This is a genomic window from Klebsiella sp. JN_Kp127 (genome assembly GCF_040062505.1).
Lineage (GTDB): Bacteria > Pseudomonadota > Gammaproteobacteria > Enterobacterales > Enterobacteriaceae > Klebsiella > Klebsiella quasipneumoniae.
Genome location: NZ_JBEAHS010000033.1, coordinates 1 through 23,840 on the forward strand (window position 1 = coordinate 1; position 23,840 = coordinate 23,840).

The following is a 23,840-nucleotide window of genomic DNA, read 5'->3' on the forward strand; positions in this document are numbered from 1 at the left end:
GCAGTTGACTTTTAATCAATTGGTCGCAGGTTCGAATCCTGCACGACCCACCAATGTAAAAAGGCGCCCTAAAGGCGCCTTTTTGCTATGCGCGGAACTCAACGATTCGACAAAATTGTCGGGAACAATTTTGAACAACGCGGCGGCGTTGGCCCGCAGGGCGAGTCTCAGGATGAGACGAGTGTCTCTGCAGCAGGTTCGGGTCGAACGCAGTGAGACAACGGAGCCGCTTGCGGTGACGGCCCGAAGGGCGAGGCGAAGCCGAGTCATCCTGCACGACCCACCAATGTAAAAAGGCGCCCTAAAGGCGCCTTTTTGCTATGCGCGGAACGCACGCTCTGGCCACGAGCCTCCCCGTGGCGATAAACCGCTATCAACGCTGATACAGCGGATCTTCAACCCTGGCGGCGGTGAGATTCTCCCCTTCTTTTCGCACGATTTCCCATAACGCCTGGGCGGCGGTCGACAGCGAGCGATTTTTCCGGCATGCCAGCATCAGCTGCCGCTCCATTATCGGAGTGAGTCGCTTCACCGCCAGATGGCTTCCCTGCGGTAACGGCAGCGCCAGCGCCGGCAGTACGCTGATGCCAATTCCCGACTCCACCATCGGAAACAGCGTTGCCGGATGGCCAATCTCCTGCACAATGTTCGCCCGGACAGCCAGCCTGCTGAGAGCAGCATCAATCAGCGGACGGCTGCCGGAGGCATAGTCCTGCAGGATCAGTCTCTCATCCTGTAGCGCCTGCCATGGCACTTCAGTCAGGCTGGCAAAAGGATGATCCTCCCGGCAGAGCAGCAAAAAAGGTTCCGCCAGGACCACTTCACATTGCAGGTCCGCCGCCGGGCCAGGGTCAATCACAATGCCGAAATCCACTTCCCCCTGGCGAATACTCTCCAGCACCCACTGCTGAGGCCGGTCGTGCAGCACGAAATCGATATCAGGATAGCGACGATTGCTGTGAGCAATACACTGGGGAATAAGGTGGGCGGAAATCGTCTGACTGGCGGCAACCTTGACGGTGCCGCTCAGCTGCTGGCCTACCCGACCGGCATCGCGCAGCGTCACCGCCAGCTCATCGAGCAAACGCTCCAGCCTGCCTGCCAGCTGCTGACCCGCCTCGGTGAGGACCACCTCCCGGGTGGTACGGTCTAGGAGACGGACCCCGGTCTGATGCTCCAGCTCCTTGACGCTGTGGCTGACGGCCGACTGGCTTAAGCCAATCATCTCCCCCGCCCGGCTAAAGCTCCTGGCGCGGGCGACGGTAACAAATACTTTTAACTGACGCAGAGAGTAATTCATCTTTTTTATTCATGAATAGATGCAATAAATCAATTTTATTTCTCAAATCAAAAAAAGCACAATAACGCATCTCTTTTCAGGAGCGTTTATGAAACTTTTCCGCATTCTCGATCCGTTTACGGCAACCCTGGTCACCGTTGTCCTGTTGGCCTCATTCTTCCCGGCCCGTGGCGCTTTCGTCCCCTTCTTTGAACATCTGACCACCGCCGCCATCGCCCTGCTGTTCTTTATGCACGGCGCCAAACTCTCCCGGGAGGCAATTATCGCCGGCGGCAGCCACTGGCGTTTGCATCTCTGGGTGATGTGCAGCACCTTTATTCTCTTCCCGGTGCTGGGGGTCCTGTTTGCCTGGTGGGCGCCGGTGAAGGTCGATCCGATGCTCTACAGCGGCTTTATTTATTTGTGCATTCTGCCGGCCACCGTGCAATCCGCCATCGCCTTCACCTCGCTGGCCGGAGGCAACGTCGCGGCGGCGGTCTGCTCAGCCTCGGCCTCCAGCCTGTTGGGCATCTTTGTTTCACCGCTGCTGGTGGGTGCCCTGATGAACCTTCATGGCGCAGGCGGTAGCCTCGAGCAGGTCGGAAAGATCATGCTGCAGCTGCTGTTGCCTTTCGTGCTCGGCCATTTATCGCGGCCGTGGATCGGCAACTGGGTGGCGAAGCATAAGAAGTGGATTGGTAAGACCGACCAGACCTCGATTCTGCTGGTGGTTTACTCCGCCTTTAGCGAAGCGGTGGTGAACGGCATCTGGCATAAAGTGGGTCTGGGATCGCTGCTGTTTATCGTGGTGGTCAGCCTGGTGCTGCTGGCCATCGTCATCGCGGTCAATGTGTTCGTCGCCCGCCGCTGCGGCTTTAACAAAGCCGATGAAATTACCATCGTCTTCTGCGGTTCGAAAAAGAGCCTGGCCAACGGCATCCCGATGGCCAATATTCTCTTTCCGACCTCCATCCTCGGCATCATGGTGCTGCCGCTGATGATCTTCCATCAAATCCAGCTGATGGTCTGCGCGGTGCTGGCACGGCGCTATAAACAGCAAACCGATGCGCGTCTCGCTCAGGAAAAGGCCAACGCCGCCAAAGCTTAACGCGCTTTCTTCAGGGGCTGGACCAGATCGCTCAGCCCCTCGCTTTTAATCAGCAGGGTCAGCGCCATCAGCTCGCCGAGATGGCCGGCAGGGAATTGATCCTTGCGCGCAAACCACAATAAATACTCCTCCGGGACATCGATTAAACGACGCCCCTTGTATTTACCGAACGGCATCTCAGTATTGGCGATCTCCACCAGCTGCGCTTTATCCACGTTATTCTCCCAGCAGACGCATCATTTCGGCTTCGTCAATCACCTCGATGCCGAGCTCCTGCGCTTTCGCCAGCTTAGAACCCGCCGCTTCGCCAGCAATCACCAGATCGGTCTTCTTCGATACGCTGCCCGCCACCTTCGCCCCCAGCGCCACCAGACGCGCTTTGGCGTCATCCCGCGACAGCTGACTGAGGCTGCCGGTCAGGACGACGGTTTTGCCTGCAAACGGGCTGTCAATCTCTTCCGCCTTCACCACCACCGGCGCCGGCCAGTGAACCCCTTCCGCCAGCAGCTGCGCGATGACATCGCGGTTGCTCTCTTCGGCAAAGAAGTTGAAGGTATGGGTGGCGACCACAATGCCGACATCAGGGACCTTCTGCAGCTCCTCAATAGAAGCCTGCTCCAGGGCCTCGAGGGTGCCGAAATGCGCCGCCAGGCCCGCCGCCGTCGCTTCTCCTACCTCGCGAATGCCTAAGGCGTAGAGGAAACGCGCAAAGGTTGTCTCTTTGGCTTTCTCGAGAGCGTTGACCACGTTTTGCGCGGACTTCGGCCCCATCCGATCCAGCCCGGTCAGTTTCCCTGCGGTCAGTCGGAACAGATCCGCCGGGGTATGGACGTACTCTTTCTCCACCAGCTGGTCGATGATCTTGTCGCCCATGCCGTCAACGTCCAGCGCGCGACGGGAGACAAAGTGCTTGAGCGACTCTTTACGCTGCGCGCCGCAGATAAGGCCGCCGGTACAGCGGGCTACCGCCTCGCCTTCCACTCGCTCAACGTCGGACTGACAGACCGGGCAGTGGGTCGGGAATTCAACATCCCGGGCATCTGCCGGGCGTTCGGAAAGCACCACGTTGACCACCTGAGGGATCACGTCGCCTGCCCGGCGAATCACCACCTTGTCGCCGATTTTCAAGCCTAAGCGTTCGATCTCATCGGCATTATGCAACGTGGCATTACTCACCAGCACGCCGGCGACATGGACCGGCTCCAGGCGCGCCACCGGCGTAATCGCCCCGGTGCGGCCCACCTGGAACTCCACGTCCCGGACGAAAGTCATCTGCTCCTGGGCGGGGAACTTAAAGGCCACGGCCCAGCGCGGCGCGCGGGCCACGAAACCTAACTGCTCCTGCAGCGCCAGCGAATCGACTTTGATCACCACGCCATCAATGTCAAAGCCCAGATGGGGACGATCTTCCTCGACTTTACGATAGTAAGTGAGCACTTCCTCGGGGGTATCACATAGGGTGACGCGATCGCTCACCGGTAATCCCCATGCTTTAAACTGCTGTAAACGGGCCGAGTGGCTGGCCGGCAGCTCACCGCCCTCCAGCACCCCAACGCCGTAGCAGAAGAAAGTAAGCGGTCGCTTCGCGGTGATGCGCGGATCCAGCTGGCGCAACGAGCCCGCCGCCGCATTGCGCGGGTTAGCAAACACTTTTCCGCCGGTGCGTCGAGCTTCTTCATTGATTTTTTCGAACCCGGCCTGCGGGAGGAACACTTCCCCGCGCACTTCCAGGCGTGCGGGAATATTATCGCCATGCAGCCTGAGCGGGATGGTGCGGATGGTTCGCACGTTAGAGGTAATGTCCTCGCCGGTGGTGCCGTCGCCGCGGGTCGCCGCCTGCACCAGCACGCCGTTTTCGTAGAGAATGCTCACCGCGAGGCCGTCGAGCTTCAGCTCGCAGCAGTAGATGAGAGGGTCAGTGCTTTTCAGGCGATCCTGCACCCGCTTGTTGAAGGCCAGAAAGCTCTCTTCGTCAAACACGTTGTCCAGCGACAGCATCGGCACTTCATGGCGGATCTGGCTGAAGGCGGTCAGCGGCGCCGCCCCCACGCGCTGAGTCGGTGAATCCGGGGTAATCAGCTCCGGATGCTGTCTCTCCAGCTCGTGCAGCTCGCGCATCAGCCGGTCATACTCCGCATCGGGCACTTCCGGTGCGTCCATAACGTGGTACAGGTATTCATGATGGCGAAGCGTGGTTCGCAGTTCAGTCAGTTGTTGTTCGATCGGTTCCATATCACACCATCAATGATAAAAAACCCCCGACAGGCGGGGGTTGAGAAGGAGTTGAGATAACGCGCGACGTCAGGCGTTCGCGTCTTTCACTTCGCGAATACGATCCTGGTATTCACGCAGTTTTTGCGGCGTCATCATGCGACGCTGATCGTCAAGCACCACGCCGCCCACTTCATCGGCGATATACTGCGCAGACTGCAGCATCAGCTTGAAGTTCTGCAGTTCATCACCGTAGGAAGGGACCTGCATAAAGATAGTCACCCCAGGGGTCATCATATCCGCCATGCTGTCCGGATTGAAGGTCCCCGGCTTCACCATGTTGGCCAGGCTGAACAGTACCGGGCCGCTGCCGTCCGGGCTCAGATGGCGGTGGAAAATATTCATTTCACCAAACTTGAACCCGGCCTGCTGGATGCTATTGATAAGCACCTCGCCGTTAAGCTGCGCGCCATGGTGCGCGGCAACGTTCATCACGATGACCGTCTCTTTACGCTCTTTCGGCTGGGGCGCTGCAGGCTGCTGCGGCTCTGTCGGCTGCGGTTCAGCAACCGCGGGCTGCGGTTCAGCAACCGCGGGCTGCGGCGCGGCAACAGGCTGGGGCGCAGGCTGCTGCGGAGCGGCCGGCTGCGGCTGGGCGACGGTCGGGGTCACCGGCTGCGGCGCGACAGGCTGTTGCACAGCAGGTTGCGGCTGGTGTTGCGGCTGCGCGGGTTGCGGCTGTTGCCAGCCAGGCTGTGGAGCCGCATGCGGCGCAGACGGTTGTCCCTGCGGTTGTGCCGGGGCCTGGCGCGGCGGCGCCTGACGAACCGGTTCCTCAGGACGCACAGGCTGCTGCATCTGGCGCTCGTAAGGCGGCTGGTACTGGTGCTGCGGCGCCTGACGAGGGGCTTCATGCTCCCCATGCGCGCCGTGCGGAGCGTGAGTCACCGGATGAACGCGGACTTCACCTACGCCTTCAACATTATCATCAAAGTCGTCGTTTTCCGACTCATCGTCGCGCGACTTCATACGTTTCAGTGGGCGATCGCGAAACATCGAAGAACGTTCTTTACGGCTGGTCCAGAAACCATGTACCAGTAAAGCGATTATGGCGATCGCGCCAACAATGATTAATATCAGACGCAAATCCTGCATCATTATATTCTCTGTTGTTCTAACACCTTGCCACCACGGCAAACATTTACTCACTAAGAGTATTTGCCGATTACCTCAAGTGCAAGTGCGTCGGTCGCTTTCACCACATAAAGATGAACTAAATCGTGCTTTTTGCTGTTTTTTCGAACATTTCCTAACTGGTTATTGTCTGACGACCCGATAAAATAAGCGAGCATTCACACTGGATGTTCAAAAAGGAGCAATGCCTGGCTATGGTTTCATCATCCGCACCGACCCCGCGTAGCGGCGTATACTACTTTTCGCAGGGCTGGAAACTCATCAGGCTGCCGGGCATACGTCGTTATGTCTTCCTGCCTTTACTGGTTAACGTGCTGCTGATGGGCGGTGCTTTCTGGTGGCTGTTTACCCGTCTCGACAGCTGGATCCCTTCGCTGATGAGCCATGTGCCTGACTGGCTGCAGTGGCTAAATTACCTGCTGTGGCCGGTGGTGGTGCTGTCGATCCTGCTGGTGTTTGGCTATTTCTTTTCTACTATTGCCAACTGGATTGCCGCCCCGTTCAGCGGCCTGCTGGCGGAACAGCTGGAAGCGCGTCTGACTGGCGCCACCCCGCCGGACGTCGGCGTCTTTGGCATCATGAAGGATATTCCGCGCATCATGAAGCGTGAGTGGCAGAAGCTGGCCTGGTACCTGCCCCGCGCCATCGTACTGTTGCTGCTCTACTTTATACCCGGCGTTGGCCAGACGGTGGCCCCGGTACTCTGGTTCCTGTTCAGCGCATGGATGCTGGCGATTCAATACTGCGATTACCCCTTCGATAACCACAAGGTCCCCTTCAGGACCATGCGCGAAGCGCTGCGCAGCCGCAAGGTGATGAATATGCAGTTTGGCGCGCTCACCAGCCTGTTCACCATGATCCCGGTGTTAAACCTGGTGATCCTCCCGGTGGCTATCTGCGGCGCCACCGCCATGTGGGTCGATTGCTATCGCGACAGACACGCCAGCTGGAAGTAACAGCAGCACCTCCCCTGGAGCGGCGAGAGCCGCTCCTTATATCTCACTTATTCCTTCTTGATCATCATTATTTCCCTTCCGCATATAGATATGCTAAATCCTTACTTCCGCATATTCTTTAAGCGGGTATGCTGATGCCGTACCCCCAAATTTCATACAGTTAAGGACGGGCCATGAGTAAGATTTTTGAAGACAACTCCCTGACTATCGGTCATACGCCGCTGGTACGACTGAACCGCATTGGTAACGGCCGTATCCTGGCAAAGGTAGAATCTCGTAACCCGAGCTTTAGCGTAAAATGCCGTATCGGCGCCAATATGATCTGGGATGCTGAAAAGCGCGGCGTGCTGAAACCTGGCGTGGAACTGGTCGAACCGACCAGCGGCAACACCGGTATCGCCCTCGCCTACGTGGCGGCGGCTCGCGGCTACAAGCTAACGCTAACCATGCCGGAAACCATGAGCATCGAGCGTCGTAAGCTTCTGAAAGCGCTGGGCGCCAACCTGGTGCTGACCGAAGGCGCCAAAGGCATGAAAGGCGCCATTCAGAAAGCGGAAGAGATTGTCGCCAGCAACCCGGAAAAATTCCTGTTGCTGCAGCAGTTCAGCAACCCGGCTAACCCGGAAATCCACGAAAAGACCACCGGTCCGGAAATCTGGGAAGACACCGACGGTCAGGTGGATGTCTTCATCTCCGGCGTAGGTACCGGCGGTACGCTGACCGGCGTCAGCCGCTACATTAAAAACACCAAGGGCAAAAAAGATCTGTTCACTGTCGCGGTTGAACCGACCGATTCGCCGGTTATCTCCCAGGCGCTGGCGGGTGAAGAGCTCAAGCCGGGCCCGCACAAAATTCAGGGCATCGGCGCCGGCTTCATTCCTGGTAACCTGGATCTGAAGCTGGTGGACAAAGTGATCGGCATTACCAATGATGAAGCGATCTCCACGGCACGCCGCCTGATGGAAGAAGAAGGCATCCTCGCGGGTATCTCTTCCGGGGCCGCCGTTGCCGCGGCGCTGAAGCTGCAGGAAGATGAAGCCTTTACCAATAAGAATATTGTGGTTATCCTGCCTTCCTCGGGTGAGCGTTATTTAAGCACCGCGCTGTTTGCCGATCTCTTCACCGAGAAAGAACTGCAACAGTAGTGCCAGCTTGTAAATAATGTGTAAAAAAGCACCTTTTCAGGTGCTTTTTTGTGGCATACGTCAAAGTTTTACCCCTCCTGGCATTGATTCACCTCGTAGGGTCTGGTATTTAACCAGCACATTTATTTTGATGCGCGAAATTATTCAGAAGAGGATTTCCGCCAGCTGAATCGATTTTATGATTTGGTTCAAGTCTTCCTTTCGCGGCATAATGTTTAATGACGTGCTAGACGTCAATGGCCCGCAGGTCTTCGCAGCGCCAGGCGCTGCCGACGCCAAGGCCGGAAACGTAACGCCGGCGCTAACAATACAGGCTAAAGTCGAGTCGTTAGACTAGACTTTAGGTCCACAACACTAAACCTATAAGTTGGGGAAATATAATGTTCCAGCAAGAAGTTACCATTACCGCTCCGAACGGTCTGCACACCCGCCCTGCTGCTCAGTTTGTTAAAGAAGCTAAAGGCTTCACTTCTGAGATCACTGTAACCTCCAACGGCAAAAGCGCCAGCGCCAAAAGCCTGTTCAAACTGCAGACTCTGGGCCTGACCCAGGGCACCGTAGTAACCCTCTCCGCGGAAGGCGAAGATGAACAGAAAGCGGTTGAGCATCTGGTTAAACTGATGGCTGAACTCGAGTAAGTTCACGGGTTCTTTTTCATATCAGTCACAAGTAAGGTAGGGTTATGATTTCAGGCATTTTAGCATCCCCGGGTATCGCCTTCGGCAAAGCACTGCTGCTGAAGGAAGATGAAATTGTCATCGACCGGAAGAAAATTTCTGCCGATAAGGTTGATCAGGAAGTCGAACGTTTCCTGAGCGGCCGCGCCAAGGCCTCCGCCCAGCTGGAGGTCATCAAAACCAAAGCTGGTGAAACTTTCGGTGAAGAAAAAGAAGCCATCTTCGAAGGGCATATTATGCTGCTGGAAGATGAGGAGCTTGAGCAGGAAATCATAGCCCTGATTAAAGATAAGCATATGACTGCCGACGCGGCAGCCAATGAGGTTATCGACGGTCAGGCCACTGCCCTGGAAGAGCTGGACGATGAATACCTGAAAGAACGTGCGGCTGACGTACGTGATATCGGTAAGCGCCTGCTGCGCAACATCCTTGGTCTGGCCATCATCGATCTGAGCGCGATTCAGGATGAAGTCATCCTCGTCGCCGCCGATCTGACCCCGTCAGAAACCGCACAGCTGAACCTGAAAAAAGTGCTGGGTTTCATCACCGACGCGGGCGGCCGTACCTCCCACACCTCCATCATGGCGCGTTCCCTCGAACTGCCGGCCATCGTGGGCACCGGCAGCATCACGGCGCAGGTGAAAAACGGCGACTATCTGATTCTCGACGCGGTGAACAACCAGGTTCTGATCAACCCGTCTAACGAGCAAATTGAAGCGCTGCGTAATCTGCAGGCTCAGGTTGCGGAAGAAAAAGCCGAACTGGCGAAACTGAAAGATCTGCCGGCGATTACTCTCGACGGCCATCAGGTTGAAGTGTGCGCCAACATTGGTACCGTTCGCGACGTCGAAGGTGCTGAGCGCAACGGCGCCGAAGGCGTAGGCCTGTATCGTACTGAATTCCTGTTCATGGATCGCGACGCGCTGCCAACCGAAGAAGAGCAGTTTGCGGCTTATAAAGCGGTGGCTGAAGCCTGTGGCTCTCAGGCCGTTATCGTGCGTACCATGGACATCGGCGGCGACAAAGAGCTGCCGTACATGAACTTCCCGAAAGAAGAGAACCCGTTCCTCGGCTGGCGTGCTGTGCGTATCGCGATGGATCGTAAAGAGATCCTCCGCGATCAGGTTCGCGCCATCCTGCGTGCCTCCGCTTTCGGTAAGCTGCGCATTATGTTCCCGATGATCATCTCTGTTGAAGAAGTGCGTGCGCTGAAGAAAGAGATCGAAATCTACAAACAGGAACTGCGTGACGAAGGTAAAGCATTTGACGAATCCATTGAGATCGGCGTGATGGTGGAAACACCGGCTGCGGCGACCATTGCTCGTCATCTGGCCAAAGAAGTTGATTTCTTTAGTATCGGCACCAATGATTTAACGCAATATACTCTGGCAGTTGACCGTGGTAATGATATGATTTCACATCTTTACCAGCCGATGTCACCGTCTGTACTGAATCTGATTAAGCAAGTTATTGATGCTTCTCACGCTGAAGGTAAATGGACTGGCATGTGCGGTGAGCTTGCGGGCGATGAACGTGCTACACTTCTGTTGCTGGGTATGGGGCTGGACGAATTCTCTATGAGCGCCATTTCCATCCCGCGCATCAAGAAGATTATTCGTAACACGAACTTCGAAGATGCGAAAGTATTAGCAGAGCAGGCTCTTGCTCAACCGACAACGGACGAGTTAATGACGCTGGTTAACAAGTTCATTGAAGAAAAAACAATCTGCTAATCCACGAGATGCGCGGCCCAAATTACTGCTTAGGAGAAGATCATGGGTTTGTTTGATAAATTGAAATCTCTGGTTTCTGATGACAAGAAAGACACCGGAACTATTGAGATTGTTGCTCCCCTCTCCGGTGAGATCGTCAACATTGAAGACGTGCCGGATGTGGTTTTTGCGGAAAAAATTGTGGGCGATGGGATTGCCATCAAACCGACCGGCAACAAAATGGTCGCGCCGGTAGACGGTACCATTGGTAAAATTTTCGAAACCAACCATGCGTTCTCTATTGAATCTGATAGCGGCATCGAGCTGTTCGTTCACTTCGGTATTGATACCGTTGAACTGAAAGGCGAAGGCTTCAAGCGTATCGCTGAAGAAGGCCAGCGCGTGAAAGTCGGCGACCCGGTTATCGAATTCGATCTGCCGCTGCTGGAAGAGAAAGCCAAGTCGACCCTGACTCCGGTGGTTATCTCCAACATGGACGAGATCAAAGAGCTGATCAAACTGTCAGGTAGCGTGACCGTGGGTGAAACCCCGGTAATCCGCATCAAGAAGTAATATCTGCTGCATAAAAATGGCGCCGAAAGGCGCCATTTTTTTATATCGCGTGGGTCACCGGCTGATAGCATTTTTCGCGGGATAAGATACGCAATCCTTCCGGAGTGCTCTCCAGAATTCGCCGCTCGCTGTCAGAGACCAGCAGTTCACACTGATATCCACCGGCCAGGCCGAACAGCGACCGCGCCACGCAGGCATCCTCCAGCGCCGCCTCCCCTGAAGTATCAAAATGACCAACAATGCGTCCCTGCTGACGGATCACTAACCGATAGCTTTTCATCTCTGTTTCTCCAGCGGCGGCAGGATCAGTTCGTCACATCCCTGCGCGGCAGTCCAGTTCATCACCTCCAGCACGCGCTGGGCGGCTGCCTCCGTCGCAGCCCCCAGCGCCAGGCCGGAAAGCAACCCGCTCACCAGCTCGGCGCAGAACAGATCGCCGGTACCCTTTAAATCCGTCTCCACCCGCGGGTGAACCACCACCTCCACCGCATCGGCCGTCACCACCAGCACATTGATCGTCGAATCAGCCTCTCCCGGCGCGCTGGTGATCACCACCCATTTGAGGCTGTCCGACAGCAGGCTACGCGCCGCGGCGACCGCCTCCGGCTGATTGCGACAGCGCTGGCCGCTCAGCGTCTCCAGCTCAAACAGATTAGGGGTGATCCCTTGCGCCAGCGGCAGCAGGTGCTGACGATAGGCGTCCGGGATCTCGGCCTTGACGTAGATGCCGCTGTCGACATCGCCAATCACCGGATCCACCAGAATACAGAGATCGGGATGGCGGTCGCGGACCCGCGTCAGCCACTGCGCCAGACGTTCAATTTGCACGGCGTTGCCCATATAACCGGTGGTCACCGCACGCAGTTCGCGCAACGCGTCACGCTCCTCCAGCGCCTGCAGGTACCCGACAAACCACTCCTCCGGGATAATGCCGCCATAGAACGTCTCATAATGGGGCGTATTGCTGAACAGCACCGTCGGCACCGCCAGCACGCGCAGACCGTGCTGTTTAATCGCCGGTACCGCGATGCTGTTCCCGACGCTGCCGTAGACTACCTGCGACTGCACGGCGACGATATCGACTTCCGACGCCCGGCTTTTGTCGTGAAAGAGCACTGATTGTATGTCATCTTGCTGGCCCATCTTTTCTCCCCCCGCTGGACAGCGGGTCACGCTCTGATTATGATTCGTCCTATGCTAAATTTCATTTTGTCATAGGTCAATAATGTTTGCCGGAAAAACCGCCAGCGATATCTTCGATCATATCCGCCATCTGGTGCAGAGCGGTGGCTTGCAGCCCGGAGAGGTTCTGCCGCCGGTCCGCGAGCTCGCCAGCCAGCTTGCGGTGAATCGCAATACCGTCGCCGCCGCCTATAAACGGCTGGTCACCTCCGGGCTGGCCGTCAGCCAGGGACGGAACGGCACAGCTATCAAAGCACGGGATCCGCTGCCGGCGCTGGAAGGCGGTGACCCCACGACGCCGCTGAACGATCTTTCCAGCGGCAATCCGGACCCCGCCAGGCTGCCTGATTTACCACGCTATCTGGGCCAAATTGCCCGCACGCCCCGCCTGTATGGCGATGCCCCCATCGAGCCGCGGCTAGGAGAATGGGCTGAGGCATGGTTTGCCAGGGAGATAACCGTTCCCTTTGCCCTGAATCTCGCCAGCGGGGCGATTGACGCGCTGGAGCGTCTGCTGTGCGCCTTGCTGCTCCCCGGCGACGGCGTGGTGGTTGAAGATCCCTGTTTTCTCAGCAGCATCAATATGGTGCGTTACGCTGGCTTTACCCCCTGCCCGGTGGCGGTGGATGCCGAGGGGATGGATCCAGACGGGCTGGAGGAGGCGTTACGCAACGGCGCGCGGGCGGTGATCTTGACCCCGCGCGCGCACAATCCTACCGGCTGTAGCCTGACGGAAACCCGGGCGCATGCCCTGCGGGAGGTGCTGGCCCGCTATCCGCAGGTACTGGCGATCGTCGATGACCATTTTGCCCTGCTGTCGGCCACGCCCTGGTTTTCTCCTCTGCCAGCGAGCACCCAACGCTGGGCGGTGGTGCGTTCGATGTCAAAAACCCTCGGGCCAGACCTGCGGCTGGCTTTTATCGCCAGCGATGTCGACACCTCCTCCGCGCTGCGTCTGCGGCTTAACGCCGGCAGCCAGTGGGTCAGCCATCTGCTGCAGGATCTGACGCTGGCCTGTCTCACCGATAAGGCGTTTATCGCCTCGATGACGGAGACCCGCCGTCACTATCGGCAACAGAATGAGAAACTGGCGGCAGCGCTGGCCCGGCACGGCGACAGTCATGCTGCGCCTGGCGATGGCCTCAATTTCTGGCTGCCGCTGCCAACGGCGAGCCAACCCTACGCCTTACGCCTGGCCCGCGCCGGCTGGCTGGTCCGCGAGGGGGAGGTGTTTGGCATCCGTACGCCCTCCCACGGGCTACGCCTGTCGCTGGGTCGCCTGAGCGATGCTGAAATTGCCCGCCTGGCGGCCGATATAGCCCAGGTGTTAGACGCCCCCTGACGCAGGCAGTGCGCCGAACGCATCGGGGAGGGATGGCAGCTGTCGACAAATTACTGAAAAATCAAACGAAAACAGGCGTAGTCTTACCTGCATGACCGGAACGTCGAGACGGATACAACGCTCTCGGTGGCTGACAAATCGCTCACAATAAGGAGCACCAGAGATGCATCACATTGACCTGACGCTAAAAACAGTCATTGAGGCCTGCGACCGCGCTATCTCGCAGGAAGATTACGATACCCTGATGGGCTATTACGCGGAAGACGCCGCGCTGGTCGTCAAACCGGGCATGGTGGTCAGAGGGAAAGAGAATATCCGCAAAGCGTTTATCGCCATTGCCGACTATTTCCAGCACCGGCTGATAGTGACTCAGGGGAAAATGGAGGTCATCGAGGGCGGCGGCAATGCGCTGGTGATTATGGAGACCCTGCTGGATATCCCGACGGCACAGGGGATAACACAGGTTACGCGACGCGCAACCTATGTCTTTCAGAAGCAGGGCGAGCGCTGGCTGTGCACCGTCGATAACTCCTACGGCACCGACCTGCTCGATGATTAAATACCCGCTCCCTGGCTAAAGTGTTCCTCGCCGAACACGCCGGTGGAGAGGTAGCGATCGCCGCGATCGCAGACGATCGCCACCACCACCGCGCCTGGGTTTTCGCGAGCGATACGTAACGCCCCGGCTACCGCGCCGCCAGAGCTGACGCCGCAGAAAATGCCTTCCTGTACCGCCAGCTGACGCATGGTGTTCTCGGCATCCTGCTGATGAATATCCAGCACCGCATCCACCAGCGAAGCGTTAAAGATCCCCGGCATATACTCTGCCGGCCAGCGGCGTATCCCGGGAATACTGCTGCCCTCCTCCGGCTGCAGGCCGACAATGGTCACCGGTTTACTCTGTTCGCGCAGAAAACGTGACACGCCGGTAATGGTGCCGGTGGTCCCCATACTGGAGACAAAGTGGGTGATACGCCCCGCGGTCTGCTGCCAGATTTCCGGCCCGGTGGTAGTGTAGTGGGCGTAGGGGTTGTCCGGGTTGTTGAACTGATCGAGCAGTTTGCCCTCCCCGCGCTGAGCCATCTCCAGGGCCAGGTCGCGGGCCCCCTCCATCCCCTGCTCTTTGGTGACCAGGATCAGCTCGGCGCCATAGGCGCGCATCGCGGCCCGGCGCTCCTGGCTCATGTTGTCGGGCATCAGCAGCTTCATCCGGTAGCCTTTCAGCGCGGCGATCATCGCCAGCGCGATACCGGTGTTGCCGCTGGTCGCTTCAATTAGCACGTCGCCGGGCTGAATTTCGCCCCGCTTTTCCGCTTCAACGATCATCGACAGCGCAGCGCGATCTTTCACCGAACCGGCTGGATTATTGCCTTCAAGTTTGACCCAGATTTCGCTGCCATTGTCCGGCCCCAGACGCTGAAGCCTGACCAGAGGGGTGTTGCCGATGGTGTGTTCGAGTGTATTCACGATTTTTACTCAATAAAAAAGCCGGGCGGCGCTTCGCTTACCCGGCCTACCAGACGCGTGATAATTCCAGACCGGGTAAGCACAGCGTCACCCGGCAAAAGCACATGGATTTAAGCTATCAGGCCGACTGCGCCAGAGCAAGCTCGCCGCGCGGCTCGATACGCTCGGTACCGTTGTACAGGCGCGCGTTTTGCAGCCCGACGAACAGCCGTTCGCCGCGGGACGGCGCCTCATCGCCCGTTAACACCACGCTCAGCGGTTCGTCATACCACCCCAGAGGCTGGACGACTAATTGGGTGTAGTGACCTTTCGGGCTGGCCTCCAGGACCTGCACCGGCAGCGGCGAATCCAGGCTGGTTCGGCGGCTGATGTCCACTTCCCACGGACGCAGGAACAGATCCACCGGCCCCTGGTATGCCGGGGTATAGCCTAACGGCCAGCGGTGAGCGCCAACGTGGAACTGTCCGCCGCGGATAACCCCCTGCAGGCGATTCACTTCCCCCATGAACTCCAGCACGAAGCGGGTCGACGGCTCACGCCACACGCGTTCAGGCGCATCGGCCTGTTCGATGTTGCCCTGGCTCATCACCACCACCCGGTCGGCAACTTCCATCGCCTCTTCCTGATCGTGGGTGACGAACACGCTGGTAAATTTCAGCTCTTCATGCAGCTGACGCAGCCAGCGGCGCAGCTCTTTACGCACCTGCGCATCCAGCGCGCCGAAAGGTTCATCCAGCAGCAGAATTTGCGGCTCTACCGCCAGGGCGCGCGCCAGCGCCACGCGCTGTTTCTGACCACCGGACAGCTGCGCCGGATAGCGATCCGCCAGGTGAGCCAGTTGCACCATCTCCAGCAGTTTGGTCACTTTGGCTTTAATCGCCGCGGCGTTGGGTCGTTCGCGGCGCGGCAGCACGGTCAGGCCAAAGGCGATGTTATCGAACACGGTCATATGGCGGAACAGCGCATAGTGCTGGAAGACGAAGCCCACTTTACGGTCGCGGGCGTGCATCCGGCTGACGTCGGTACCGTGGAAGCGGATATGACCGCTGGTCTGATGTTCCAGCCCGGCGATAATCCGCAGCAGGGTCGTTTTCCCGGAGCCGGAAGGCCCCAGCAGCGCAACCATTTGTCCGGAAGGGATATCCAGCGAGATATCATTCAGCACCTGGGTGCGACCAAACGATTTCTTAATATTGGCAATCTCAATGCTCATGATTTCCCTCCTGTTGCGCGCGTTTTTCCTGATTGGCCAGACGCCATTGCAACATACTCTTTAAAAACAGGGTAAGAATAGCCATTAACGTCAGCAGGGCCGCGGCGGTAAACGAGCCGACGGTGTTGTAATCCTGCTCCAGTAATTCAATTTGCAGCGGCAGCGACAGGGTTTCTCCGCGGATCGAACCGGAGACCACCGATACCGCGCCGAATTCGCCGATGGCGCGGGCGTTGGTCAACACCACGCCGTACAGCAGCGCCCAGCGAATATTGGGCAGCGTCACCCGGCGGAACATCTGCCAGCCGGAAGCGCCCAGCAAGACCGCCGCCTCATCTTCATGACTGCCCTGACTCATCATCACCGGCACCAGCTCACGCACCACAAACGGACAGGTGACAAAGATCGTCGCCAGCACCATGCCCGGCCAGGCGAACATGATTTGCAGGTTATGCGCATCAAGCCAGCCGCCCAGCGGACCGTTAGAGCCGTAGAACAGCAGATAAACCAGACCGGCTACCACCGGCGAGACAGCGAACGGGATATCCAGCATCGTCAATAGCAGCTGGCGTCCCGGGAACGTAAAGCGCGTGACCAGCCAGGCCAGCAAGGTCCCGAACACCAGGTTCACCGGCACGGTAATCAAGGCGATCATCACCGTCAGCCAGATGGCGTGGAGCATGTCCGGATTGGCCAGGTTTTCCAGCACCGGCATTAACCCTTTGCTGAAGGCCTGGATAAAGATGTAAAGCATCGGCACCACGAGGATGAAGGCGGAGACCAGCATCCCGACGCCAATCAGAAACCATTTTCCCCAGTTGATGCGGGGCGCGTCGTAGCGTTTCAATTGAGTAACTTCCGCCATTAGTGACCTACCACGCGTCGACCAAAGCGACTCTGCAGGGTATTGATGGAAAACAGCAGCAGCAGTGAGGCGGCCAGGATCACCGAGGCGATGGCGCTCGCCGCCGGATAGTCAAACTCCTGCAGTCGAATAAAGATCATCAGCGACGTCACTTCCGTCTTCCACGCGATGTTGCCGGCGATAAAAATCACCGCGCCAAATTCGCCGAGGCTGCGGGTAAACGACAGAGCAATGCCCGCCAGCAGCGCTGGCGACAGCTCCGGCAGCACCACCTTGCGGAAGCTCTGCCAGCGCGTAGCGCCCAGCGTTTCCGCTGCTTCTTCATATTCCGGTCCCAGCTCTTCCAGCACCGGCTGCACGGTACGTACCACGAAGGGGATGCTGGTGAACGCCATCGCCACGGCGATACCGAGCCAGGTATAGGTCACTTTAATATCGAACTTCGCCAGCCATTCCCCGTAAATGCCGTTAACCGAAAACAGCGAAGCCAGGGTCAGGCCGGCCACCGCCGTCGGCAGCGCAAACGGCAGATCCATTAAGGCATCCAGCAGCGTGCGGCCCGGAAAACGATAGCGGGTAAGGATCCACGCCATCAGCAGGCCGAAGACGCCGTTAAAAATCGAGGCCACGAACGCCGACAGCAGCGTCACCTTATAGGCCGCCACCACCTGCGGGTTGGTGATCACATCCCAGTACTGCGCCCAGCTCATCTGCGCCAGCTGCATCACCAGCGCGCTGAGCGGTAATAACAAAATCAGACAGACAAACAGCAGGCTGGTGCCGAGGCTCAGGGTAAAGCCCGGCAGCACGCGCTTGGACGACACAGCAAACATTACTTACGCCCCGCCGCCAGCAGTTTGTCCAGTTCGCCGCCGCTGGCGAAGTGGGTCTTCATCACCTCAGGCCAGGAGCCAAACTTGTCCTCCACGCGGAACAGTTCAGTCTGCGGGAATTTATCCTTCAGCGAATCCATCACTTTCGGGTTGTTTACCCGATAGTAGTAGTCGGTAATGATGGTCTGCGCCTGCGGACTGTAGAGCCAGTTCAGGTAGGCCTTCGCCGCCTTTTCCGTGCCGTTGGCTTTGACGTTTTTATCCACCCAGGCCACCGGGAACTCCGCCAGAATGTTGGTTTTCGGGATCACCACTTCAAATCCCTGCGCCTCATACTGCTTGCGAATATTGTTCACTTCCGACTCGAAGCTGATCAGCACATCGCCCAGGCCGCGCTCGGCGAAGGTGGTGGTCGCCCCGCGTCCGCCGGTGTCGAAGACTTCGACGTTCTTCAGGAACTGGGTCATAAACTGTTCGGTTTTGGCTTTATCGCCGCCGTCGGCTTTATCCGCCGCGCCCCAGGCCGCCAGGTAGGTGTACCGCGCGTTGCCCGAGGTTTTCGGGTTCGGGAAGATCAGCTTAACGTCAGAGCGGACCAGGTCATTCCAGTCATGAATGTTTTTCGGGTTGCCTTTGCGCACCAGGAAGCCCATCGTCGAATAGAACGGCGAGCTGTTGTTCGGCAGGCGGCTTTGCCAGTCGGCCGGGATCAGGTTGCCTTTGTCATGCAGGATCTGCACGTCCGTCACCTGGTTGTAGGTCACCACGTCCGCCTTCAGGCCCTGCAGGATCGCCAGCGCCTGCTTGGACGAGCCAGCGTGCGACTGCTTGATGGTCAGCTTGTCCCCGCCATTGTCCTTCGCCCACTGCTGCTCAAAAGGCGGGTTAAGGGCGGCAAACAGCTCGCGGGAGACATCATAGGAGCTGTTCAGCAGCTCCGTCGCCTGCGCCTGCGCCACCAGCAGCATGGAAGCCGCCAGCGCCAGATATCCTTTTTTCAGTGATTTAACGGCCATTGCGCACCCTTATCAAAAATGATCATTTACTGATGATCATCATATTTATAACGGGTACGAAAGGAGTAACGGTTTTATATACCGTTTGGCGATTTGGAAGTCGAAAAGGGAATAAGCACCTGGCAAAGCTTAGCTGAAAGCGGCTGGCAAATAAGGTGATGAAATCGGACGAGGAGCGAACAGCGTGGCACACTTTGTTAATGGAAAACAGCACAAATGACGCCCGGCAGTTGCGCCGCCACCTGACGCCGCAGGAGCGCCGCCTGTGGCACCAGCTGCGCGATCGCCGTTTTGCCAGCTACAAGTTTCGCCGCCAGCATCCCGCCGGACCCTATATTCAAGATTTTGCCTGGTGATTGAGCTCGCCGGCGGCCAGCATGACAACCGGACTGAATACGATGCCCGGCGCACAACATGGCTTAAGCAGCAAGGCTGGACCGTTTTACGCTTCTGGAATATCGAGTATGACCGGAACGAAACCGGCGTGCTGCAGGTGATCCTGCGCACGCTCGAGGAACTCTCCCCCTCACCCCGGCCCTCTCCCTCAGGGAGAGGGTTAGGGTGAGGGGAAAGCATTACAGCGCCTGAATACGCTCCAGGGACGGCGCGAAGTAATAGCCGCCGGTCACCGGTTTGGTGAAGCGCAGCATCGCGTCGCGTTTGCCGTCGGTATCGCCGAACATGCTCAGCAGCTGCTGCTCGATGTTGTACAGACGCGCGCAGTAGGCGCAAAAATAGAGGCCATGGGTACCGCTGGCGGTGCCATACGGCAGGCTCTGGCGGACGATTTTCAGCCCTTTGCCATCTTCTTTTAAGTCGACGCGGCTCAGGTGAGACGTGACCGGACGTGCGTCGCCATCGATCTCTTCGTTGGCTTCCTTGGTGCGGCCAATCATCATCTCCTGATCCGGCACGCTCATGCGGTTCAGCTGTTTGAGATTATGCTCCCAGCGCTGGACGAATACGTAGCTGCCGCCCGCGTCCACGCCGTCTTTGATCACCGCCACTTCACGACGGGTTTCTTCCCCCGCCGGGTTTTCGGTGCCGTCGACGAAGCCGCTGAGGTCACGCTCTTCCACCCAGCGGAAGCCGTGGATCTCTTCTTTCACCTCGATAGCGTCGCCAAAGGCGGCCAGCGCGGCCTGCGCCACCGAGAAGTTCACTTCATGGCGGGCGGATAAAATATGAATCAGCAGGTCATACTGGGTGGATGGCGCCAGCCCTTTGCCGTAGACCGGAAAATCTTTTAACTCCTCCGCCCCTTCGCCGCCGCTCAGCTGACGCCAGACGGTATTGCCGAACGCCACCACCGCACCGAGTTTAGCGTCGGGGAATTTAGCCTGGAAGGTGGCCACGTTATCGACAAAATTTTTGCTCGCTTCGCGCAGGGCGTTAACGTCCCCTTTGATATTGGCTTCAATCCAAATCGCCGCGCGGCAATGTTCCGGCAAAATGCCGCTCTGAACCTGAGACATCGCTCCTCCTGAAATGATGCAACTACAACGCTGTCGCGTTGCTAACGCGCCATTGTAACCGTTTTTCAGGGCCATCGTGTCTCTTCAGATCAATTTAGCGACGCCAGATAATTTTGCTGACCTTCCAGTTTTTCAGCGTATCGTCGGAGGGCATCAGCTCGTCCGGGCCGCTCCAGTGACCGGTGAAGGCGTAACTGATATGCTGGCTCCCCTCGGCCTGACACTCGACGACCGCGCCATTGTCATTGCTGCCTTTCTGGCAGTTGCCGAAGGCTTTGCTGTACAGGTCGCTGAACGGTGTGCCGATTTTCACGCCGCTGGCGGTTTTGATTTCGGCATCGCGGACGTCAATCCGGCTGATGGCGCCGTTGTCGCCATTGATGGTCAGCGCCACGCTGTTGTCTTTCAGCGCTTCAAAGTAGTGGACGATATTCCCCTTATCGGTCTTCATTCCGCTGCGCAAACGGTAGTCGCTCCCCAGCGCATCGCTAATGGCCTGTTCGTTGAGCGGCGTGGACGCCGTCAGTTTCCCCACCCCCTGCTCGGTCACCTCGGTGGAAGAACCAAACCAGTTCCACGGATAGGCCGCCGACCAGTTGACCGCGCTCATCGTTGAGCAGCCGGTCAGCGCCAGCGGAAGCGCGCAGAGCATTACACGTAGCGATTTCATATCACAATCCTTTCTGAGTCATTCAACGCATGTTGGAGTTCACGATCGGCAAAAAGTGCCATTAAAAGGTGGTCTGGCGAAAACAGGCGCCGAGGCGACGGCTGGTCGCCAGCCACCACAGGGCATAACCATCCGCCGCCAGCAGTCCGATGGTCAGCGAGGAAGGAGATTCGCCGCTCAGCCATAGCATCGGCTGCCACAGCAAGAGCAGCACTTGCGATAACACCAGCAGCCAGCGCATCGCCCGCCACAGGCGCGGCAGGCGCTGACGATAGCCGCTAAGCAGAAAGGCCAGCACCGCCGGCACGCCGGGGAGTAGACCGAGCCAGAAGCGGTCGTGATCGGGATAGAACAGATTAAGAATCGCGTCGCCCTGCTGACGCGACGCGCCGGCCATCAAGAACAGCACCCAGGTGCGGGCCTGTAACAACAGCACGCACCAGAAAAGGAAAGGCAGACGCAGACGGCCATGGGCATCAAAATCGGCGGGGATAAACTCAGTATTCTTCATCTTCAATCAGGCGTTTGCCCAGGGTCAGAACATCGGCGTACTCATAGCCCAGCCGCTCGTACATCCCCTGCACCACGTCGTTGTCCTCGCGGACCATAATATTGATTTTCGGGCAGCCGCGAGCAATCAGCTTTTTCTCCAGACGGTTGAGCAGCGCGTTCGCGATCCCCCGACCGCGATATTCCGGATGGACGCCCAGATAGTAGGCCGACCCGCGATGGCCGTCATATCCGCCCATCACCGTACCGACGACTTCGCCGTTCACTTCCGCCACCAGGAACAGGCTGACATCGTGATTCAGCTTGCGCTCAATATCCATCTCCGGATCGTTCCAGGGACGCAGCAGATCGCAACGCTCCCACAGCGTCACAACCTCTTCGAAATCCTGCTGGCGAAAAACGCGAATCTCCATGGTATTCCCCACCATTGACGGTTAAAAACAGTGATTATGGCGCGAATATGACTGATAGCCAATATCAGGCGAAATCAGCGACAAAAAATGGCATAATATGACTTTGTCATGTATTGAAATGAAAAGTAAAACAATTCTTATTTTGAATGGTCGTAACGGCAAACGCGATACGATATAACATTGGACATCACTTGTTTACAATTCAGGCCGAATGAGCACTTTTAAACCCTTAAAAATACTTGCTTCGCGCCGTCAGGTGCTGAAAGCCGGGCTGGCTGCCATGACGCTGAGCGGCGTCACTGCACAGGTCAGCGCAAAAGAGCAGCCACTGAAAACATCAAATGGACACAGCAAACCCGCCGCCAAAAAGGCCGGCGCTCGCCGCATTGTGATGCTCGACCCGGGCCACGGCGGCATCGACACCGGGGCTATCGGCCATAATGGCTCGAAAGAGAAGCATGTGGTGCTGGCGATCGCTAAGAACGTGCGCAGCATCTTGCGCAGCAACGGCATTGACGCCCGCCTGACCCGCACCGGCGATACCTTTATCCCGCTGTATGACCGCGTGGAGATTGCCCATCAGCACGGCGCCGATCTGTTTATGTCGATCCACGCCGATGGCTTCACCAACCCGAGCGCTGCCGGCGCCTCGGTGTTCGCTCTGTCAAACCGCGGCGCCAGTAGCGCCATGGCGAAATACCTCTCCGATCGCGAAAACCGCGCCGACGAGGTCGCCGGTAAGAAAGCGACGGATAAAGACCATCTGCTGCAGCAGGTGCTGTTCGATCTGGTACAGACCGACACCATTAAAAACAGCCTGACGCTGGGCTCGCATATCCTGAAAAAGATCAAGCCGGTGCATAAGCTGCACAGCCGCAATACCGAACAGGCGGCGTTCGTGGTGCTGAAGTCGCCGTCTATACCGTCCGTGCTGGTGGAAACCTCGTTCATTACGAACCCGAACGAGGAAAAACTGCTCGGCACCACCGCCTTCCGGCAGAAAATCGCCACCGCGATTGCCAACGGCATTATCAGCTATTTCCACTGGTTCGATAACCAGAAAGCCCATTCGAAGAGACGTTAATGAAACCCGATGCCGCGCAGGTTAAAACTTTTCTGCTCCAGCTGCAGGACAGCCTCTGTCAGCAGCTAAGCGCCGTGGATGGCGCGCCGTTTATTGAAGACGCCTGGCAGCGGGAAGGCGGCGGCGGCGGACGCAGCCGGGTGCTGCGCGACGGCAATGTGTTCGAGCAGGCGGGGGTCAACTTTTCCCATGTCCATGGCGACGCCATGCCAGCCTCCGCCACCGCCCACCGCCCGGAGCTGGCCGGACGCAGCTTTGAAGCCATGGGCGTTTCGCTGGTGGTCCATCCGCTGAACCCCTATGTGCCCACCAGCCACGCCAACGTGCGGTTCTTTATTGCCGAAAAGCCTGGCGCCGACCCGGTGTGGTGGTTCGGCGGCGGCTTTGATTTAACCCCCTACTACGGCTTTGAAGAGGATGCCGTCCACTGGCATCGTACCGCCCGCGATCTGTGTCTGCCGTTCGGCGAAGCCGTCTATCCGCGCTATAAAAAATGGTGCGATGATTATTTCTATCTGAAGCACCGCCAGGAACAGCGCGGGATTGGCGGTCTGTTCTTTGACGACCTGAACACCCCGGATTTTGACCACTGCTTCGCCTTTATGCAGGCAGTGGGTAACGGTTACGCTGACGCCTATTTACCCATCGTCGAACGCCGAAAAGCCACGCCGTACGGCGAGCGTGAGCGCCATTTTCAGCTCTATCGCCGCGGCCGCTACGTCGAATTCAATCTGGTCTGGGACCGCGGCACCCTGTTCGGTCTGCAGACCGGCGGTAGGACGGAATCTATTCTGATGTCGATGCCGCCGCTGGTGCGCTGGGAATATGATTACCAGCCGGAGGCCGGCAGCCCTGAGGCGGCGCTGAGCGAGTTTATTAAAGTGAAAGCCTGGATCTGAGCGACGCCAAATCAGA

At 57.9% G+C, this 23,840-nt stretch carries 25 protein-coding genes, 1 other RNA gene and 1 pseudogene; 12 read left to right on the top strand and 15 right to left on the bottom strand.

Annotated elements, in window-relative coordinates; genetic code table 11:
- Positions 1 to 148 precede the first annotated feature (148 nt).
- Positions 149 to 286: non-coding RNA, RtT sRNA (locus tag ABLV04_RS10845), on the top strand.
- Positions 287 to 373: 87 nt separating this feature from the next.
- On the opposite strand, the gene ABLV04_RS10850 is transcribed toward ABLV04_RS10845, so the two are convergent.
- A complete protein-coding gene (locus ABLV04_RS10850) occupies positions 374 to 1,300 on the bottom strand; it encodes a LysR family transcriptional regulator (protein WP_180265860.1) in 927 nt (308 codons plus the stop codon).
- A gap of 88 nt (positions 1,301 to 1,388) precedes the next feature.
- Here ABLV04_RS10850 and ABLV04_RS10855 point away from each other — a divergent pair, with 88 nt between their 5' ends.
- The gene (locus ABLV04_RS10855; RefSeq protein WP_023290588.1) at positions 1,389 to 2,387 is read left to right on the top strand and encodes a bile acid:sodium symporter family protein; all 999 of its coding nucleotides are present in this window, start codon (positions 1,389 to 1,391) and stop codon (positions 2,385 to 2,387) included.
- On the opposite strand, the gene ABLV04_RS10860 is transcribed toward ABLV04_RS10855, so the two are convergent.
- The 3 genes from ABLV04_RS10860 to zipA form a co-directional block, all read right to left on the bottom strand.
- A complete protein-coding gene (locus ABLV04_RS10860) occupies positions 2,384 to 2,602 on the bottom strand; it encodes a DUF3820 family protein (protein WP_004202007.1) in 219 nt (72 codons plus the stop codon). The two genes, ABLV04_RS10855 and ABLV04_RS10860, sit on opposite strands and share 4 nt — an antisense overlap.
- A gap of 1 nt (position 2,603) precedes the next feature.
- Positions 2,604 to 4,619 carry an NAD-dependent DNA ligase LigA gene (gene ligA, locus ABLV04_RS10865; protein WP_180265861.1) on the bottom strand — a complete coding sequence of 672 codons (2,016 nt, stop codon included), beginning with the start codon at positions 4,617 to 4,619 and terminating at the stop codon, positions 2,604 to 2,606.
- A gap of 69 nt (positions 4,620 to 4,688) precedes the next feature.
- Positions 4,689 to 5,756, bottom strand: a complete 1,068-nt coding sequence (gene zipA / locus ABLV04_RS10870) for a cell division protein ZipA (RefSeq protein ID WP_348815726.1) — start codon at positions 5,754 to 5,756, stop codon at positions 4,689 to 4,691.
- Between the two features lie 230 nt (positions 5,757 to 5,986).
- Here zipA and cysZ point away from each other — a divergent pair, with 230 nt between their 5' ends.
- From cysZ to crr, 5 genes are all read left to right on the top strand, one after another.
- On the top strand, positions 5,987 to 6,748 hold the full coding sequence (gene cysZ / locus ABLV04_RS10875) for a sulfate transporter CysZ (protein ID WP_023290591.1): 762 nt from the start codon (positions 5,987 to 5,989) through the stop codon (positions 6,746 to 6,748).
- A gap of 173 nt (positions 6,749 to 6,921) precedes the next feature.
- On the top strand, positions 6,922 to 7,893 hold the full coding sequence (gene cysK / locus ABLV04_RS10880) for a cysteine synthase A (protein ID WP_023290592.1): 972 nt from the start codon (positions 6,922 to 6,924) through the stop codon (positions 7,891 to 7,893).
- Between the two features lie 380 nt (positions 7,894 to 8,273).
- Positions 8,274 to 8,531 carry a phosphocarrier protein Hpr gene (ptsH, locus tag ABLV04_RS10885; protein ID WP_002913505.1) on the top strand — a complete coding sequence of 86 codons (258 nt, stop codon included), beginning with the start codon at positions 8,274 to 8,276 and terminating at the stop codon, positions 8,529 to 8,531.
- A 44-nt stretch (positions 8,532 to 8,575) separates the two neighbouring features.
- Positions 8,576 to 10,303, top strand: a complete 1,728-nt coding sequence (gene ptsI, locus ABLV04_RS10890; protein WP_004201998.1) for a phosphoenolpyruvate-protein phosphotransferase PtsI — start codon at positions 8,576 to 8,578, stop codon at positions 10,301 to 10,303.
- Between the two features lie 42 nt (positions 10,304 to 10,345).
- Entirely contained in the window at positions 10,346 to 10,855 is a 510-nt protein-coding gene (gene crr, locus ABLV04_RS10895) for a PTS glucose transporter subunit IIA (RefSeq protein ID WP_000522253.1), read from the top strand.
- A gap of 40 nt (positions 10,856 to 10,895) precedes the next feature.
- Here the strand turns inward: crr and ABLV04_RS10900 are convergent, their stop codons facing one another.
- Both ABLV04_RS10900 and pdxK read right to left on the bottom strand, forming a co-directional pair.
- Positions 10,896 to 11,135, bottom strand: coding sequence for a hypothetical protein (locus ABLV04_RS10900; protein WP_044524307.1), 240 nt, complete (start codon positions 11,133 to 11,135; stop codon positions 10,896 to 10,898).
- Positions 11,132 to 11,998 carry a pyridoxine/pyridoxal/pyridoxamine kinase gene (gene pdxK / locus ABLV04_RS10905; protein ID WP_023290594.1) on the bottom strand — a complete coding sequence of 289 codons (867 nt, stop codon included), beginning with the start codon at positions 11,996 to 11,998 and terminating at the stop codon, positions 11,132 to 11,134. The genes ABLV04_RS10900 and pdxK overlap by 4 nt, the downstream gene beginning before the upstream one ends.
- 82 nt (positions 11,999 to 12,080) lie before the next feature.
- Here pdxK and ptsJ point away from each other — a divergent pair, with 82 nt between their 5' ends.
- The gene (gene ptsJ, locus ABLV04_RS10910; protein WP_064157295.1) at positions 12,081 to 13,379 is read left to right on the top strand and encodes a transcriptional regulator PtsJ; all 1,299 of its coding nucleotides are present in this window, start codon (positions 12,081 to 12,083) and stop codon (positions 13,377 to 13,379) included.
- A gap of 163 nt (positions 13,380 to 13,542) precedes the next feature.
- Positions 13,543 to 13,938, top strand: coding sequence for a nuclear transport factor 2 family protein (locus ABLV04_RS10915; protein ID WP_180265864.1), 396 nt, complete (start codon positions 13,543 to 13,545; stop codon positions 13,936 to 13,938).
- On the opposite strand, the gene cysM is transcribed toward ABLV04_RS10915, so the two are convergent.
- The 5 genes from cysM to cysP all read right to left on the bottom strand — a co-directional run bounded on the left by cysM (position 13,935) and on the right by cysP (position 18,773).
- Positions 13,935 to 14,846: a cysteine synthase CysM gene (gene cysM, locus ABLV04_RS10920; RefSeq protein ID WP_044524311.1), complete on the bottom strand. Its 912-nt coding sequence runs from the start codon at positions 14,844 to 14,846 to the stop codon at positions 13,935 to 13,937. The genes ABLV04_RS10915 and cysM overlap by 4 nt on opposite strands.
- Before the next feature lie 118 nt (positions 14,847 to 14,964).
- Positions 14,965 to 16,059 (bottom strand): sulfate/thiosulfate ABC transporter ATP-binding protein CysA, encoded by a 1,095-nt coding sequence (gene cysA / locus ABLV04_RS10925; protein WP_004201991.1) that lies wholly within the window; start codon positions 16,057 to 16,059, stop codon positions 14,965 to 14,967.
- Positions 16,049 to 16,924, bottom strand: a complete 876-nt coding sequence (gene cysW, locus ABLV04_RS10930) for a sulfate/thiosulfate ABC transporter permease CysW (protein WP_004201990.1) — start codon at positions 16,922 to 16,924, stop codon at positions 16,049 to 16,051. Before cysW ends, cysA begins: the two co-directional genes overlap by 11 nt.
- Positions 16,924 to 17,757 carry a sulfate/thiosulfate ABC transporter permease CysT gene (gene cysT / locus ABLV04_RS10935; protein ID WP_002913626.1) on the bottom strand — a complete coding sequence of 278 codons (834 nt, stop codon included), beginning with the start codon at positions 17,755 to 17,757 and terminating at the stop codon, positions 16,924 to 16,926. Before cysT ends, cysW begins: the two co-directional genes overlap by 1 nt.
- Entirely contained in the window at positions 17,757 to 18,773 is a 1,017-nt protein-coding gene (gene cysP / locus ABLV04_RS10940; RefSeq protein WP_032444750.1) for a thiosulfate/sulfate ABC transporter substrate-binding protein CysP, read from the bottom strand. The genes cysT and cysP overlap by 1 nt, the downstream gene beginning before the upstream one ends.
- A 200-nt stretch (positions 18,774 to 18,973) precedes the next feature.
- Here cysP and ABLV04_RS10945 point away from each other — a divergent pair.
- Positions 18,974 to 19,338: pseudogene (locus ABLV04_RS10945) on the top strand (DUF559 domain-containing protein).
- A gap of 10 nt (positions 19,339 to 19,348) precedes the next feature.
- Here ABLV04_RS10945 and ABLV04_RS10950 read toward each other — a convergent pair.
- From ABLV04_RS10950 to ABLV04_RS10965, 4 genes are all read right to left on the bottom strand, one after another.
- A complete protein-coding gene (locus tag ABLV04_RS10950; protein WP_048297987.1) occupies positions 19,349 to 20,248 on the bottom strand; it encodes a Dyp-type peroxidase in 900 nt (299 codons plus the stop codon).
- A 94-nt stretch (positions 20,249 to 20,342) separates the two neighbouring features.
- Entirely contained in the window at positions 20,343 to 20,918 is a 576-nt protein-coding gene (locus tag ABLV04_RS10955; RefSeq protein WP_023290601.1) for an RpoE-regulated lipoprotein, read from the bottom strand.
- Positions 20,919 to 20,979: 61 nt separating this feature from the next.
- Complete coding sequence (locus ABLV04_RS10960; protein WP_032453690.1) at positions 20,980 to 21,429, bottom strand: DUF2919 domain-containing protein; 450 nt, start codon at positions 21,427 to 21,429, stop codon at positions 20,980 to 20,982.
- Positions 21,416 to 21,841, bottom strand: a complete 426-nt coding sequence (locus ABLV04_RS10965; RefSeq protein ID WP_002913637.1) for a GNAT family acetyltransferase — start codon at positions 21,839 to 21,841, stop codon at positions 21,416 to 21,418. Before ABLV04_RS10965 ends, ABLV04_RS10960 begins: the two co-directional genes overlap by 14 nt.
- 211 nt (positions 21,842 to 22,052) lie before the next feature.
- Between ABLV04_RS10965 and amiA the strand changes: the two genes are divergently transcribed.
- Both amiA and hemF read left to right on the top strand, forming a co-directional pair.
- Positions 22,053 to 22,925 (top strand): N-acetylmuramoyl-L-alanine amidase AmiA, encoded by an 873-nt coding sequence (amiA, locus tag ABLV04_RS10970; RefSeq protein WP_004201984.1) that lies wholly within the window; start codon positions 22,053 to 22,055, stop codon positions 22,923 to 22,925.
- Entirely contained in the window at positions 22,925 to 23,824 is a 900-nt protein-coding gene (gene hemF / locus ABLV04_RS10975; RefSeq protein WP_086075146.1) for an oxygen-dependent coproporphyrinogen oxidase, read from the top strand. The genes amiA and hemF overlap by 1 nt, the downstream gene beginning before the upstream one ends.
- Positions 23,825 to 23,840: the final 16 nt, after the last annotated feature.

Bases quoted from the DNA above. Each gene is read 5' to 3' on its own strand.
- ptsI (WP_004201998.1), top strand. From the start codon at position 8,576: ATGATTTCAGGCATTTTAGCATCCCCGGGTATCGCCTTCGGCAAAGCA.
- cysW (WP_004201990.1), bottom strand. From the start codon at position 16,924: ATGGCGGAAGTTACTCAATTGAAACGCTACGACGCGCCCCGCATCAAC.
- pdxK (WP_023290594.1), bottom strand. From the start codon at position 11,998: ATGGGCCAGCAAGATGACATACAATCAGTGCTCTTTCACGACAAAAGC.
- cysA (WP_004201991.1), bottom strand. From the start codon at position 16,059: ATGAGCATTGAGATTGCCAATATTAAGAAATCGTTTGGTCGCACCCAG.
- ligA (WP_180265861.1), bottom strand. From the start codon at position 4,619: ATGGAACCGATCGAACAACAACTGACTGAACTGCGAACCACGCTTCGC.
- ABLV04_RS10915 (WP_180265864.1), top strand. From the start codon at position 13,543: ATGCATCACATTGACCTGACGCTAAAAACAGTCATTGAGGCCTGCGAC.
- hemF (WP_086075146.1), top strand. From the start codon at position 22,925: ATGAAACCCGATGCCGCGCAGGTTAAAACTTTTCTGCTCCAGCTGCAG.
- ptsH (WP_002913505.1), top strand. From the start codon at position 8,274: ATGTTCCAGCAAGAAGTTACCATTACCGCTCCGAACGGTCTGCACACC.
- ABLV04_RS10965 (WP_002913637.1), bottom strand. From the start codon at position 21,841: ATGGAGATTCGCGTTTTTCGCCAGCAGGATTTCGAAGAGGTTGTGACG.
- cysZ (WP_023290591.1), top strand. From the start codon at position 5,987: ATGGTTTCATCATCCGCACCGACCCCGCGTAGCGGCGTATACTACTTT.
- ABLV04_RS10960 (WP_032453690.1), bottom strand. From the start codon at position 21,429: ATGAAGAATACTGAGTTTATCCCCGCCGATTTTGATGCCCATGGCCGT.
- ABLV04_RS10955 (WP_023290601.1), bottom strand. From the start codon at position 20,918: ATGAAATCGCTACGTGTAATGCTCTGCGCGCTTCCGCTGGCGCTGACC.
- ptsJ (WP_064157295.1), top strand. From the start codon at position 12,081: ATGTTTGCCGGAAAAACCGCCAGCGATATCTTCGATCATATCCGCCAT.
- ABLV04_RS10950 (WP_048297987.1), bottom strand. From the start codon at position 20,248: ATGTCTCAGGTTCAGAGCGGCATTTTGCCGGAACATTGCCGCGCGGCG.
- ABLV04_RS10900 (WP_044524307.1), bottom strand. From the start codon at position 11,135: ATGAAAAGCTATCGGTTAGTGATCCGTCAGCAGGGACGCATTGTTGGT.
- cysT (WP_002913626.1), bottom strand. From the start codon at position 17,757: ATGTTTGCTGTGTCGTCCAAGCGCGTGCTGCCGGGCTTTACCCTGAGC.
- ABLV04_RS10855 (WP_023290588.1), top strand. From the start codon at position 1,389: ATGAAACTTTTCCGCATTCTCGATCCGTTTACGGCAACCCTGGTCACC.
- cysP (WP_032444750.1), bottom strand. From the start codon at position 18,773: ATGGCCGTTAAATCACTGAAAAAAGGATATCTGGCGCTGGCGGCTTCC.
- amiA (WP_004201984.1), top strand. From the start codon at position 22,053: ATGAGCACTTTTAAACCCTTAAAAATACTTGCTTCGCGCCGTCAGGTG.
- cysK (WP_023290592.1), top strand. From the start codon at position 6,922: ATGAGTAAGATTTTTGAAGACAACTCCCTGACTATCGGTCATACGCCG.
- zipA (WP_348815726.1), bottom strand. From the start codon at position 5,756: ATGATGCAGGATTTGCGTCTGATATTAATCATTGTTGGCGCGATCGCC.
- ABLV04_RS10850 (WP_180265860.1), bottom strand. From the start codon at position 1,300: ATGAATTACTCTCTGCGTCAGTTAAAAGTATTTGTTACCGTCGCCCGC.
- crr (WP_000522253.1), top strand. From the start codon at position 10,346: ATGGGTTTGTTTGATAAATTGAAATCTCTGGTTTCTGATGACAAGAAA.